Origin of the sequence: Streptomyces sp. DH-12, from assembly GCF_002899455.1 — a bacterium.
GTDB lineage: Bacteria > Actinomycetota > Actinomycetes > Streptomycetales > Streptomycetaceae > Streptomyces.
The window spans coordinates 1460044-1473437 of record NZ_PPFB01000001.1; the positions used below are offsets into that span (position 1 = coordinate 1460044).

14 protein-coding genes are annotated in these 13394 nt (G+C 72.8%); 6 read left to right on the forward strand and 8 right to left on the reverse strand.

The genetic code is table 11. From position 1 onward, the window contains the following. The first annotated feature begins 18 nt into the window (after window positions 1-18). On the forward strand, window positions 19-798 hold the full coding sequence (locus C1708_RS05425; RefSeq protein WP_157951243.1) for a thioesterase II family protein: 780 nt from the start codon (window positions 19-21) through the stop codon (window positions 796-798). Window positions 799-872: 74 nt separating this feature from the next. Here the strand turns inward: C1708_RS05425 and C1708_RS05430 are convergent, their stop codons facing one another. Then, window positions 873-1814 carry an acyl-ACP desaturase gene (locus C1708_RS05430; RefSeq protein WP_106411579.1) on the reverse strand — a complete coding sequence of 314 codons (942 nt, stop codon included), beginning with the start codon at window positions 1812-1814 and terminating at the stop codon, window positions 873-875. A 135-nt stretch (window positions 1815-1949) separates the two neighbouring features. Continuing rightward, complete coding sequence (locus C1708_RS05435; RefSeq protein ID WP_106411580.1) at window positions 1950-2468, reverse strand: hypothetical protein; 519 nt, start codon at window positions 2466-2468, stop codon at window positions 1950-1952. A gap of 415 nt (window positions 2469-2883) precedes the next feature. Here C1708_RS05435 and C1708_RS05440 point away from each other — a divergent pair, with 415 nt between their 5' ends. Then, window positions 2884-3192, forward strand: a complete 309-nt coding sequence (locus C1708_RS05440; RefSeq protein ID WP_106411581.1) for a TetR/AcrR family transcriptional regulator C-terminal domain-containing protein — start codon at window positions 2884-2886, stop codon at window positions 3190-3192. A gap of 57 nt (window positions 3193-3249) precedes the next feature. Beyond that, entirely contained in the window at window positions 3250-3954 is a 705-nt protein-coding gene (locus tag C1708_RS05445) for a VOC family protein (RefSeq protein ID WP_241911164.1), read from the forward strand. A gap of 65 nt (window positions 3955-4019) precedes the next feature. Here C1708_RS05445 and C1708_RS05450 read toward each other — a convergent pair whose 3' ends face one another. Next, window positions 4020-4439 (reverse strand): MerR family transcriptional regulator, encoded by a 420-nt coding sequence (locus tag C1708_RS05450; protein WP_106411582.1) that lies wholly within the window; start codon window positions 4437-4439, stop codon window positions 4020-4022. Window positions 4440-4847: 408 nt separating this feature from the next. Here C1708_RS05450 and C1708_RS05460 point away from each other — a divergent pair, with 408 nt between their 5' ends. Continuing rightward, window positions 4848-6353 (forward strand): SulP family inorganic anion transporter, encoded by a 1506-nt coding sequence (locus tag C1708_RS05460; RefSeq protein ID WP_198602404.1) that lies wholly within the window; start codon window positions 4848-4850, stop codon window positions 6351-6353. Window positions 6354-6435: 82 nt separating this feature from the next. Here the strand turns inward: C1708_RS05460 and C1708_RS05465 are convergent, their stop codons facing one another. Both C1708_RS05465 and C1708_RS05470 read right to left on the reverse strand, forming a co-directional pair. Further along, a complete protein-coding gene (locus C1708_RS05465) occupies window positions 6436-6900 on the reverse strand; it encodes a VOC family protein (protein ID WP_241911165.1) in 465 nt (154 codons plus the stop codon). A gap of 49 nt (window positions 6901-6949) precedes the next feature. After that, window positions 6950-7915: an NAD(P)-dependent alcohol dehydrogenase gene (locus C1708_RS05470; protein ID WP_106411585.1), complete on the reverse strand. Its 966-nt coding sequence runs from the start codon at window positions 7913-7915 to the stop codon at window positions 6950-6952. 128 nt (window positions 7916-8043) lie between these two features. On the opposite strand from C1708_RS05470, the gene C1708_RS05475 reads away from it, so the two are divergent. Then, window positions 8044-8688, forward strand: a complete 645-nt coding sequence (locus tag C1708_RS05475) for a TetR/AcrR family transcriptional regulator (RefSeq protein ID WP_241911166.1) — start codon at window positions 8044-8046, stop codon at window positions 8686-8688. Window positions 8689-8845: 157 nt separating this feature from the next. On the opposite strand, the gene C1708_RS05480 is transcribed toward C1708_RS05475, so the two are convergent. Beyond that, window positions 8846-9262, reverse strand: coding sequence for an ester cyclase (locus C1708_RS05480; RefSeq protein ID WP_106411587.1), 417 nt, complete (start codon window positions 9260-9262; stop codon window positions 8846-8848). Between the two features lie 134 nt (window positions 9263-9396). Further along, complete coding sequence (locus C1708_RS05485; protein WP_106411588.1) at window positions 9397-10185, reverse strand: MBL fold metallo-hydrolase; 789 nt, start codon at window positions 10183-10185, stop codon at window positions 9397-9399. A 93-nt stretch (window positions 10186-10278) separates the two neighbouring features. Between C1708_RS05485 and C1708_RS05490 the strand changes: the two genes are divergently transcribed. Then, window positions 10279-10887, forward strand: coding sequence for an ABATE domain-containing protein (locus C1708_RS05490; protein WP_106411589.1), 609 nt, complete (start codon window positions 10279-10281; stop codon window positions 10885-10887). A 944-nt stretch (window positions 10888-11831) separates the two neighbouring features. Here the strand turns inward: C1708_RS05490 and C1708_RS05500 are convergent. After that, window positions 11832-13355 (reverse strand): potassium/proton antiporter, encoded by a 1524-nt coding sequence (locus tag C1708_RS05500; protein ID WP_106411590.1) that lies wholly within the window; start codon window positions 13353-13355, stop codon window positions 11832-11834. Window positions 13356-13394: the final 39 nt, after the last annotated feature.

A 13394-nucleotide genomic window follows, 5' to 3' on the forward strand; every position in this document is an offset into this window, starting at 1 on the left:
CCGGAAGGACCCTCCGAGGTGATCGCGTACGACGGCACGGAAACCACGGCCCCCTGCCCGTGGACCTCGGGTACCGTGCGACGCCCGGGCGCCGCGGCACGCCTGTACTGCCTGCCCTTCCTGGGCGGATCCGCCGACTTCTTCCTGCCGCTGGTGCGCGAACTGCCCGGCTGGGTGGAGCCGTGCCCCGTCGAACTGCCCGGCCACGGACGGCGCCTGCGGGAACCCGCCGTGCGTGACGTCCCGGAGCTGGCCCGGCTGCTGGCCGAGGTGGTCGACCGGGACGCGGCCGACCGCCCGTTCGCCTTCTTCGGTCACTGCAGCGGCGGACTCCTCGCCTTCGAGGCGGCGCGGCAGCTGCGGCGCCGGGCCCGTCCGCAGCCGGCGCTGCTCGCCGTCTCCGCCACACACCCGCCTCACCGGTGGCACCTGATGACCGCCGGGCTGGGGGCACAGCCACTGCACCGTCTGGTGCCCCTGTTCCGGGAACTCACCGCGCAGCGCGCGCTGCACGTGTCCGGCGCGAACGCGGTGCTCAAGCGCGAGGTGAGTGTCTATCTGCGGTACCGGCACGAGGACGAGGCGCCGCTGGACTGTCCGATCAGCGTGTTCGGCGGACGCGAGGACACCCTCGTCCTGGTGGAGGCCCTCGGCGCGTGGGCGGATCTGAGCCACGGCCGCGTCCGCGAGCGCGTCTATCCCGGCCGGCACTTCTACGTCGACGGCCAGTGGCCCGACATCGCACGCAGTCTCACCCGGGACCTGCGGGAAGCGCTGGGCCCGTCCCGCGAGCCGTAGGCGCTGCCGTCGGACAGGGCCCGGGAGCACGCGGTCCGGGCCGGTGGAGGAGCGGACCGTGGTGCGGGGAGCGGTCACACCGTGGTGGTGCCGTCCAGGTTCATCCTCGCGAAGAGCGCGCGGAAGCGGGCCGCGTCCCTCCCCAGCCGCTCGAGGTGCAGACCGATGCGCTCGCGCGCGTGGTCGCCGACGGCGGTGAAGTCGGTGCGCTCCTCCACGCCCAGCGCGCGCAGCAGCGGCAGCAGCACGCGCTCGCGGTGGACGTCGAGGTCGTAGATGCCGGCTGCGGCGATGCGCAGCGACCGTTCCTGGAAGCCGGGCAGGGCGGCGCCGGGCATCCGGAAGTCGCAGATCACATCGGCCAGGGCGGTGACGGCGGCGTCCGGAGCGAGGTCCAGGGCGGCCCGGTAGAGGTCCCGGTAGAACAGCATGTGCAGGTTCTCGTCCGCGGCGATGCGAGCGGTCAGCTTCTCGCCGAGTGGGTCGCCGCACGCCCTGCCGGTGTTGCGATGGGCCTCCCGAGTGGCCATCTCCTGCACGGTGACGTAGGCCAGACCGTGCAGCACGTCGGGATGGCGGCCGGCGTATCCGCGTGAGACGTGCTCCATGCGCTGCTCCTCCAGGAGCACCGGGTCGAGGGCGCGACGGGCGTGCAGGTAGCTGCGCAGCGCGTGGGCGTGCCGGTCCTCCTCCGCCGTCCACCGGTGCACCCAGGTGCCCCAGGCGCCGTCCCGGCCGAAGAGCGTCGCGATCACGAAGTGGTAGCTGGGGAGGTTGTCCTCCGTCAGCAGGCTGACGGTGAAGGAGTCCCGCACGGCCGCGGACATGACGGACTGGCCCTCCCGCCAGGGTTCGCCGTCCAGCGGGCCGTCGTAGTCGGTGGCCTCGCTCCAGGGGGTGTAGGCGTGCGGGAACCAGGGTCTGGCGGCATCGAGATGGCGGTCGAGCAGCCGTGCCACGACCGGTTCCAGGGGCACAAGGACGCCGGTCGGCGCGAGAGCGGAGTCATCGGACACAGGGGCCTCACACGAAGGGGGGTGTCCGCCGGACGACGACGCACCGGCCGGGTCATGCGGTCCGGTGGCCCGGCCGGCCCCGCTCGGCGGACGGGGAGCGGAGCGGCCGGCCCCGCTCCCCGGGGAAGGGGCCTGCTACCAGCCGGTCTTCGCGCTGTCGTAGGACTGCCGGCAGGTGGCGTTGGTCGCCTGGGCGGAGAGCTCCTGCATGGCGTTCCGCCAGACCTTCTTGGCCACGGTCTCCAGGTCCCTGGTCTGCGCCGGAATGGTGGGCGCGTACTTCTTGAACGCTGCCATCGCCGCGGTGGTGAACTTGTTGCACACCGGGCCGCCGGCGTTCTGGTAGCTGGCGTCCAGGTCCCGCGCGACGGCCGGCCCGTTGGCGGTGGCCCAGTTGTTCCACGCCGTGCACGCGCGGTCCGTGAAGGCCTTCTGGTCGGCCTCGCCCAGCGCGCCCAGTTCGTTCAGCAGGGTGCTCTTGACCTTGTCGGGGACCGTGAACTGCTGGACGGGGAACTTGTCCTCGGCCTCGGCGACGGCCGACAGGCACGAGGGAGGCAGCTCCACCGCGTGCGCGGGCGTCTGCACCGTCAGCAGGGGAGCGGAAAGCAGGGCGACGACGGCAGCGCGCCGGCAGGTACGACGGATGGTCATGACGGGAGGTGCCTCCTCAAGAGGAACGCGGACGTTCGGACGGGCCGGAATGGCGACCCGATGAGGTAAACGGCTGAAGTCCGCGGGGGTCACGCGGCGTCTGCCGGCACCGGAGGCCGGCCCGCCCGGCCGCCGTGCTGCCCGCGGGTCCCGCCCGACGCCCGCCTGCCGGGCGGGACGACACATCCCCGGACCGCCCGGCCGGCACCCCGAGGCGCCCGGCTCCGCGCACGCCGCCGGGCGTGCCGTCCCGGAGGCACGGCGAGTCCGAGGCGACGCCGCGCCGGATGCGGCACCTGTTCGTCAACCGGGCCGGCATGCTCACCGACGCCGCCCGGAGGGCCCTGCCCCCTGTTCCGGACGCGGGTGAACCCCTACGGCCGGTTCGAGCCGGACACGAACCGTCGTCTCCGGCGTGGTGCGCCGGATGCGGGCCGAGGCCGCGCAGCTGCCGCGCGGCCTGCTCCAGGTGTGGGACCGGTCCGGACCCCAGCGCACCCAGGGCGAACCCGCCCACCGGCTGCGCCGCCTGGCCGGCCTCGGTCTTCTGGAAGTGGACGATGCCGCGCCGGCGGCCGACCACTTTCCGCTGCTGGCCTCCGGCGCGGTCTCCGAGCGCAGCCACCATGGCGCCGCGCCGCTGTCCGCCCCGGCCCGCACCGCGCTCATCGCCGCCGGGGTGCGGGCCTTCCTCCGCGGCTACCAGCCCAAAACCGGTTGCTGAGGAAACAGAAGGTCGGCTACTACTGCAACCGGCGACGCGACAAGGGGGGGCAGGCAGTTGACGACACCTCACCTCGGTGCGCTGAACGAGTTCTGCTGGATGGACGTCAAGACGCACGACGTGCCGGGCACCGCAGCCTTCTTCTCCGCTGTGCTGGGCTGGCGGTTCGCCGTGGACGGAAGCGACTGGCGCCGCGCGACCAAGATATTCGCCGACGGTCATCAGATCGGCGGCGTGAGCGACCTCAGCTCGCCGCTCTACCCGCCGGACACTCCTGCGCACATCGCCTACTACCTCGCCGTCGACGACGTCGAAGCCCGCACCGAGGCCGCCACCGCGGCGGGCGCCCACCTCGTGCTCGCGCCGTTCGACGCCGGGGACCAGGGCCGCATCGCCACACTGATCGATCCCGTAGGCGCGGCCTTTTCCCTGTGGCAGACGCACTCTTCCCACCGATGGTCCCCCTCGGCACGCGCACCACAGCGCATGGTCCTCGCCTGCCCCCGCCCCGAGCAGGCCCGCCGCTTCTACCAGGACGTGCTCGGCACCGTCCCCGGCTGCGCGGACTTCGTCCCGGCACACGGCGCCGAGGAGCCTGAACCTCGCTGGGAACTCGTCGTCGCCGTTGACGACCCGGACGCCGTGGCTGCCCGCGCACGCGGTCTGGGACACGGGACGCCGGCCGGGCGGGATCCCGTCGGCGAGCAGCGTCTGACCGGCCCGGACGGACTGACGTTCCGCGTCCGGGCCGCCGCCTCGTGAAGCTGCCGGGCAGGCGGCTTCCAGAGGCCGACGCGCGGCGCGCGGTGCTGGCTGACGGCCGAAGGTCACACCGAGGCACCCTGCTGGGAGCGTGCGGCGTCCAGGCGGGCGCGGAGGGTGGCGGCGAAGTCCTCGGCGCGGGTCAGCTGGACGCGCAGTTCCTCGATCTTGCGGCTGGCGTCCTGTTCGTAGGCCCGCACCCGCTCCAGGAGTGCCTCGCGCTCGGCGCCGCCGGCCGTCTCGGCGTGGTCGAGGCGATCGGTGGCGTCGAGGAGGTCGCGCATCTGCTCCAGGGTGAAGCCCAGGGGCTTCATGCGGCGGATGACCATGAGCCGCTGCACGTCGGACTCCGTGTAGAGGCGGAATCCGCCCTGGGAGCGTGCCGAGGGGATGACCAGGCCGGTCTCCTCGTAGTGCCGGATGGTGCGCAGGGACAGCTCCGTCCGCGCGGCGACCTCGCCGATCTGCATGTGCTTGCCGTCCACGCCCGTGTCCCTGGCCCTTCTCCTCGTGGCGGGCCGCATCCTGCGCGACCCCGCCGTCCCCTACTCTAACGTTAGGGTAGAGTTATCGATGGTGAGGGCGGCTCGGCCGCCCCGCTGCTGCCGTTCCGGGGCCGACGACGCCCCCGGCGAAGACCCGATTCTTGCAGGAGAGAGCGTGCGCGAGCCCATGACGCCGATCGCCGCCGCCTGCCCGCCGTGACCCTTCGCCCCCGGATGTGAGCCGCCGGGCCGCCCGTGCGCGCCGCCCCCGCCTCGCGTCCACCCCCTCGACTTCCGGCCCGCTCCGCGGGCCGTCCGCGGGGCGCCGGCCCGGCCCCCGCGCGTCCTTCCCGCACACCCCCGGCCTGACGTGAGGGGTGTGCCCGAGCACGACAGGTACGCATCTCCTTGTCTTCTGCTGCTGTGACTCCCGCCGCGCGGCTGCGCGGCCTCAAGCCCGACTGGCTGGACGACCCCAAGGTCTGGCGCACCGAGGTCCTGGCCGGTCTGGTCGTCGCTCTGGCGCTGATCCCCGAGGCGATCTCGTTCTCGATCATCGCCGGTGTCGACCCGGCGATCGGCCTGTTCGCCTCCTTCACCATGGCCGTCGTCATCTCGGTCGTCGGCGGGCGCCGCGCGATGATCTCCGCCGCCACCGGCGCCATCGCCCTGGTGATCGCCCCCCTGAACCGCGAGCACGGGCTGGGCTACCTGATCGCCGCCGTCATCCTCGCCGGCGTCTTCCAGGTGATCCTGGGCGCGCTCGGGGTGGCGAAGCTGATGCGGTTCGTGCCGCGCAGCGTGATGGTCGGCTTCGTCAACTCGCTCGCGATCCTGATCTTCATGGCGCAGGTCCCCGAGATGCACGACGTGCCCTGGGCGGTGTACCCGCTGATCATCGGCGGGCTCGCGCTGATGGTCTTCTTCCCGAAGGTCACCAAGGTGATCCCGGCCCCGCTCGTGTCGATCGTCGTCCTCACCGTCATCACGGTCGCGGCCGGCATCGCGGTGCCGACCGTGGGCGACAAGGGCGCCCTGCCGTCCTCCCTGCCGGTGCCGGGCCTGCCGGACGTGCCGTTCACCCTCGACACCCTGACGACGATCGCCCCGTACGCGTTCGCCATGGCGCTGGTCGGCCTGATGGAGTCGCTGATGACCGCCAAGCTCGTCGACGACATCACCGACACCCACTCCTCCAAGACCCGCGAGTCGGTCGGGCAGGGCGTCGCCAACATCGTCACCGGCTTCTTCGGCGGCATGGGCGGCTGCGCCATGATCGGCCAGACGATGATCAACGTGAAGGTGTCCGGCGCCCGCACCCGCGTCTCGACCTTCCTGGCGGGCGTGTTCCTGATGGTGCTGTGCATCGTCTTCGGCCCGGTCGTCTCCGACATCCCCATGGCCGCGCTCGTCGCCGTCATGGTCATGGTGTCGTTCGCGACGTTCGACTGGCACTCCATCGCGCCCACGACGCTGAGGCGGATGCCCGCCGGTGAGATCGCGGTCATGGTGATCACCGTGGTGGCTGTGGTCGCCACGCACAACCTCGCTGTCGGCGTCGTCGTCGGCTCCCTCACCGCCATGGTCATCTTCGCCAAGCGCGTCGCCCACCTGGCGGAGGTCACCGCCGTGGTCGACCCCGACGGCAAGACGGTGGTCTACCGGGTCACCGGCGAGCTGTTCTTCGCCTCCTCCAACGACCTCGTGACCCAGTTCGACTACGCGGGCGACCCGGAGAAGGTCGTCATCGACCTGTCGGCCGCCCACGTCTGGGACGCCTCCTCCGTGGCCGCTCTGGACGCGATCGAGACGAAGTACACCCAGCGCGGCAAGACGGTGGAGATCACCGGTCTGAACGACCTGAGCGCCGACCTCCACGGCAAGCTCACCGGCGAACTCGCCGGCAGTCACTGACCCCGTCGCCGCACGCCCGAAGCGGAGGACCCCGGCCCGACCGGCCGGGGTCCTCCTGTCTCGTCCCGGCGCTCCGCTCCGGTCAGGGGCCGCAGCAGGTGCCGAAGGTCCACAAGTCGCCCTCCGGGTCCTGCACCGTGCACACGTACGCCGCGGCCCCCGGCCCGGAGCGGGTCTCGTGCGGCGCTTCGAGAACATCGCCGCCGGCGTCGGCCACCCGCCGGCGCACCGCGTCCACGTCGTCGCTCACCACGTGGACCGCGCCGGTGCCCGCCCGCGTCCGCCCGTGCACGCTGTCCGTGTGCCTCGTCGAGCCGGACACCGGCGCACCACCGCCAGGCCGGCGCAGCTCCGCGTGCCCGATCCCGCCGTGCTCGTCCGGCACGGCGGCCTCCTGCTCGAATCCCGGCACGTCGGCCGGGAAGCACAGCGCCGCCTTCGTGTCGTCGAGTGCGGGACCGGCCGGACGGAGGACGGGGAGGCATCGGGCGCCGTGCCGCTCGTCGTGGGCAGGCGGGCGCCACTCCCCAAGAGCCCCGCGGGCCATCTGCGGGAAGCCTGGTTCCAGTGGCTGTGATCAGCGCCTTCACCGGGGCCTACGCGACCTCGACCACGTACTTGCCCTGGACCCCGCCCGCCTCCAGCGCCCGGTGTGCCGCTGCTGTCTCCTCCAGGGGGAAGACCGTGTCCACCGCGGGGCTCAGCTTGCCCTCGGCCACATGGCGGGCGAGGTCGTCGAAGTCCGTCCGCGTGGGGCTGCCGCTGAAGAAGCGCACCCGGCCGTGTCCGTGGACCGTGCTGGCCGCGAGGTAGCCGAGCGACGCCACGGGCCGTTTCGGGTCGAAGGCGATGGTGATCATGCGTCCGCCGGGATTCAGCAGGCGCCGGAAGGCCCGCAGGTCGGTGCCCACGGTGTCCAGGACCACGTCGAAGCGGCCCAGTTCCGCCGGTCGCACGGTCCGGTGGTCGACGGCCCTGTGCGCGCCGAGACCGCGGACGAAGTCGAGGTTGGCGGCGCGGGCGAGGGCCGTGACCTCGGCGCCGTACGCCTTGCCGAGCTGGACGGCGGCGTTGCCGACACCGCCCGCCGCGCCCCGGACGAGGAGCCGTTCGCCGGGGCGCAGCCGGGCTTTGTCGCGAAGCGCGGTGATGGCTGTGGTGGCCACCGGCAGCGCGGCGGCGTCCACCGGGTCAAGGCTGTCGGGGAGCCGGCCGACCCGCTCGGCGGGCACGGTCACGTACTCGGCGGCGCTGCCGAATCCGGAGGTGCGGCCCAGGACCCCCCATACGCGGTCGCCGACCGCGAACCGTGTGACTGCGGCCCCCAGTGCGGCGACCTCGCCGGTGAAGTCCAGGCCGACGCGCTTGGGGAATCTCCGGCCGCTCAGGAGGCGGAGGCGGCCGGCACGAGCTGCCAGTTCGCCGCCGTTGACGCTGAACGCGCGTACTTTCACAAGGACCTCGCTCGTGGCGGGCTCGGGGCGTGGTACGCGGGCCGTGTAGAGCACGTCGGGGCCGCCGTAGCGGTCGTGGAGCACTGCCTTCATCATGCGGTCGTTCATCGTTCCGCCTTTGCCACCGGAGGGGTCTGGCGTTGACCGTAAGCTCTTAAGCGGACGCGATCGTCCGTTTGGACCGGAAGCGAGAGACAGTGACGGCGGAATCCTCTCGGATCACAGCCCGGGACCGGGTGCGGGCGGACGCCCGGCGCAACCGGGAGCGCGTCCTCGCCGCCGCGCGCGCGGTCTTCGCGGAGCACGGGATCGATGCCCCGATGGCGACCGTGGCGCGTCGGGCCGGGCTCGGCGTGGCGACGCTGTACCGGCATTTCCCGGACCGGGACGCCCTGGTGCGCGGCGCCTTCGCGCAGCAGATGGAGACCTGCGCGCGGGCGCTCACCGAGGCTCTGGACGCCCCCGACCCGTGGCAGGGCTTCCAGCAGCTGGTCGAGACGGTCTGCGCTCTGCAGCGGGAGGAACGCGGATTCCCGGCCGCGTTCCTCGCGGCTTTCCCGGAAAGCACCTCGGAACACGCCCGTTCCCGGCAACGGGCCGAGCGGGACTTCACGACCCTGGTGCGCAGGGCACAGGCGTCGGGCGCGCTGCGGGCCGACTTTCACCCTTCCGACCTCGCCGTGGTCCTGTTGGCGCACTGTGCTCTGGTGGCCGCCCTGCCGGATGACGGCGCAGCGTCCCGGCGCCTGGTGGCCTACCTGCTCCAGTCGTTCCGCGCCGACACGGCCAACCAGCCGCTGCCGCCGCCGGCTGCGCTGACACTGCACAGCCTCCCGATCGCGACCGGCAGTGCCCAGAGGCAACGGCCCTCCCGAACCTGACACGAACCGGTGCCTGCCGCAGGGCACGTCCTGCCCGACGGCTTTTTCACAACAGGTCCTGTGGACGGGGGCGGTCAGAGCGCCTCGCTCCAGGGGGGCGCCGTCGGCATGCGGCGGCGGAGGGGCGAAAGGCGCGGCCTTGCCGAGGCCGGTGTCGTCAGGCGGCGGAGCCGGCCGTGAGCTGGTCCATGATGTCGGCCCGGTTGTAGTGGGCCCGCTTCTCGATGATCTTCCCGTCCTTGAACGTGAACAGGTTGAACATGGCGAAGCGCATGTGCGCTCCGCGCGGGGGGATGCCGTAGTAGTCGCCGCCCTGGTCCCCCTCGACCACGACATAGGCGCCGACCTTGTCGGCTTCGGCGATGGTGTCGACGACCGTCAGGCGAATGCCGGGGAAGGCGTCGACGTGCTTCTTCTCCGCGTCGATGAACCCCGCGGCACCCGGCCGGGGGGCGTCGACCTGGGGGTAGAAGACGAAGTCCGGATGGAACATGCCGGTGAGCGTGTCGTAGTCGCCCTGCTGAAGGGCTTGGTAGAAGCGGTGCACGAGGCCGGCGTCGGTTCCGGTGGACATGTGATCGGGTCCTTCTCTGTCGTTCTGGTACGGCGCAGGGGACGCCGCGAGGGGTTGCCGCCGGGGGCGGGGCTCGGCGTGTCGCGGGCCCCGCCCCGGGCACGAGGTCTCGGTTCCCGGACGGCGGTCCGGGCTCAGGCGCGCTGCGTCCAGTCCTGGTCCAGCCGGTCGGTCAGGCCAGCGGCTGCGAAGGCGGCCTCCAGCTCGTCGCGGCCTTCGGTGAAGTGGGCCCAGCTGTCGTGGTGGACCGGGACGACGCGGCGGGCGTCGAGGATCCGGGTGGCCTCGGCGGCCTGCGCACTGTCCAGGACGATCAACCCGCCGTCGAAGAGCATGGGGAAGCGGGGTGCGCCGGCGAACAGGATGGCGGTGTCGATCGGGGCGAAGCGCTCGGCGATCTCCCTGACGGCGTCGAGGGAGGCGTTGTCGCCGCTGACGTAGACCGTCGGCAGGCCCTCGCCCGTCAGGACGAAGCCGACGACCTGGCCGGCGAACGGCTCGACCTCCTCCCGCGGACCGGGGCCGTGGATGGCGGGAACAGCGGTGACGGTGACGGTGCCGCCGCCCGGGCGCTCCAGCTCGGCCGTCTCCCACTCGGCCAGGCCCCTGGCCTTCTCGCCGAGGCGCTCGCCGCCGCCGGGGGTGGTCAGGGTGAGGGGGACGTCGGCGAGCAGGGCCCGGCCGGAGGTGTCGAGGTTGTCGGCGTGCTCGTCGTGGGAGAGCAGGACCACGTCGACGGGGCCGAGGTCGGCGGTGGTGGTGGAGGAGGGGGCGGTCTTGGTCAGGGTCGGGCCGGACGAGGGGTAGTCGCCGGGGCCGTCGAAGGTCGGGTCGGTCAGGAAGCGCAGGCCGCCGTACTCGAACAGGGCGGTCGGCCCGCCGAACGTGCGGACCGGGAACCGATCGGCGTTGAGCTGGGACATCACGTCTCCGTTTCTCACGAAAAAAATCTGCGTTTAACGTGATGACAGGCTAGGCAGGCATCACGGAAAAACGCAAGCGCTACCATGAGAGGCATGGACGACACCCTGGCCACCGACGTGGCGCCGACCGCTCTGCCCCCGGCTCCGGGTGCCGACCGGTACCGCTCCCTGGACTTCGCCGACACCGCCGCGACCCTGCCCGCCGGCCAGAGCTACGACCTGCTCGCCGCCCCGGAATCCGCCATGCGCTGGCTCGCCGCCCACGACCTGACCACCCCGGACGTGCAGCTGTACGAGGTGTGCGCCCAGCGGATGCGCACGCTGCGCGCCCACGTACGCGCCCTGTTCGCCGCCCGCATCGGCACCACCACCCCGCCCGAGGAGTCCCTGCGCGCGGTGAACGAGGCCCTCACGGCCGTGCCGACCGCTCCCCTCCTCGCCTGGGACGGGGCCCGGGGGCTGCGCCGCGTCCAGGCGCACCCCACCGACCGGGCCGTCAACCACGCACTGGCGACCCTCGCCGCCGACGCCGCCGACCTGCTCACCGGTCCCGACGCCGGCATCCTCGCCGCCTGCGGCTCCGCCCCCTGCGACCGGTTCCTCCTGCGCACCCACGGCCGGCGCCACTGGTGCTCCACCCGTTGCGGCGACCGTGCCCGCGCCGCCCGCGCCTACGCCCGGCGCAGCGGGGCCTCGGGCTGACGCACCGCTCAAGACACCCTTGCCGACCGTCCGGTGGTCACGTGAGACACCTTCCGCAGGCTGCTTCCGGTCGCCAGCCGGCAGTCGGGCACTCGATCACTGGTGGATCACCACCTCGACTCCGGCTCCCTCACATACGTTCCTTCGCGCGACCACGATCAGGAACCGCCCGCCGGAGCCCCGCGATCCCGGATTCGTTCGCGGAACCCGTTCTCACTCAAAAGCAGGAGGAACCCCCTTCCGAGACTCGCACCGTGCGAGAATCCGGGCTCATGACGGGCCCTCAGCGGCCCTTCCCGGCTGACCGGTCGGACGCGGACGACGTCGAACAGCACGCCTGTCCGAAGTGCGACGCCCAGCCCGGTCCGCCCTGCCGCTCGCACGGCGGCGCGGTCGCCTCCGCCTGCCACACCCCGCCGCTTCACGAAGATTCCCCGGCCGAAGAAGGCGCTGCGGGTGCCCCGCCCCCGTCGGCCGCGGCCCGGGGCGGCCGTGGCGGCCGGGCGCCCCGCCGCCGGCGCCGATCGGCCCGGACCTGCCGAGCGCGGACATCCGCATCGGTCACGCCCAGTGCTCGACGCTCGGGCAGGACTCGACTCCCAGCTCGACTCACTCGCCAAGCACGGCGTCCCCAGGGACAAGATCTTCAGTGAGCTGAGGTGCCCGATCCGGCGGCGAGGCGCCACGTGGTCGCCGACGAACACGTACAGGGCCGCCAGGAGGACGTCCGGGCCGGTAGTCACACACGAGCCGACGGGCGCCCTTCGCCATGGCCGTGACCAGCGCGCACATCGGACTCGTTCATCCAGGGCTCGCACCCGGACGAAGCCATGACGCCGTCGCGCTCCGTGCGGTCGTGAGGGTTCCGCACGCGTCACGTCCCGGACGCGGGGCAGTCCGGACCTGTGGGGTGGCTGTCCGGACGCGGGACGGCCGGCGTGCCGTCAGCGGCCCGTGGAGGTGCCTTCCGGTTCCGGCGCTCCGTGTTCGCCCAGCCAGCGGGCGAGCTTGCCGCGGCGGCCGATGGCCCGCAGCCGGCGTTCGGTGTCCTCGCGGGTCTCCGGGGTGGCGATGAGCAGGAGTTCGTCGCCGGCGCGCAGCACGGTGCCGCGGTCCGGCACCAGCGTGGCGCCGTCGCGGACGATCAGGGTGACGACGGTCGGGGACGGCAGCCGCAGTTCGAAGACGGCCACGCCGTGCAGCCGGGAGCCCTCCGGGATGCTCACCGTGAGCAGGTCGGCGTCCAGGACGTCGAGCGGCGCGGCCTCCACCTGGATCTCGCGCAGCGCGTCGGTGCGCACCAGGCCCAGGCGGCGGGCGACGGCGGGCAGCGTGGGTCCCTGGAGCAGGGTGAACAGGGCCACCAGCACGAACACGATGTTGAGGATCTCGCGGGCGTGCGGCACGTCCTCCACCACCGGGAAGGTGGTGAGCACGATGGGGACCGCGCCGCGCAGACCCGCCCAGGAGATGAACGCCTGCTGCCGCAGGGGGATCCGGAACGGCAGCAGGCAGAGCAGCACGGAGACGGGCCGGGCGGCCAGCAGCAGCACCAGGCCGACGACGAGGGCCGGCAGTATCGCGCCGGGCAGTTCACTGGGGTCGACGAGCAGGCCGAGCATGACGAACAGGCCGATCTGGGCCAGCCAGCCGGCGCCCTCGGCGAAGGACCGGGTGGCGGCGCGGTGCGGCAGCTGGGAGTTGCCGAGGACCAGACCGGACAGATAGGCGGCGATGATGCCGCTCGCGCCGACCGCGCCGGCGGCGGCGAAGGCGATGATGCCGAAGCCGACCGTGGCCAGGGGGTAGAGGCCCGTGGCGGGCAGCGCGATGTGGCGCAGCGCGACGGCCCCCAGGAGCCCGGTCAGCACGCCGAGCAGGCCGCCGGCCGCCAGCTGGAACAGCAGGTTGCCGAAGAGGGCCCCGATCGCCGGGGCGTCGGAGGTGGTGGTGGAGAAGACCAGCACCAGGATGATGGTGGGCGCGTCGTTGAAGCCGGACTCGGCCTCCACCAGCCCGGTCAGTCTGCGGGGCAGGGGCAGCGCCCGCAGCACGGAGAAGACGGCGGCGGAGTCCGTCGAGGAGACGATCGCGCCGAGCAGCAGCGCCACGTTCCAGTCCAGGCCGAGCAGCCAGTGCGCGCCCGCGGCGGTGACCAGGACGGAGAGGAACACCCCCACGGTGGCCAGCACGCCGGCGGGCGCCACCAGCCGCCGGACGTCGCCCCACTGGGTGGTCAGACCGCCTTCCACGAGAATGAGGGCCAGGGCGGCGGTGCCGAGCGCCTGGGCGAGCTGGGCGTCGTCGAACCGCAGGCCGAGGCCGTCCTCGCCGGCCACGATCCCCACCGCGAGGAACAGCAGCAGACTGGGCAGACCCACCCGGTGCGCGGTGCGGGCGGCGGCGATGCTGGCCAGCAGCACCGTGCCCGCGATGAGCAGCGTCACGTACAGCTCGGGCAAGGTCATCGATCAGTTCCTCGTACCGTCCTCGGCCGTCCGTCCGTC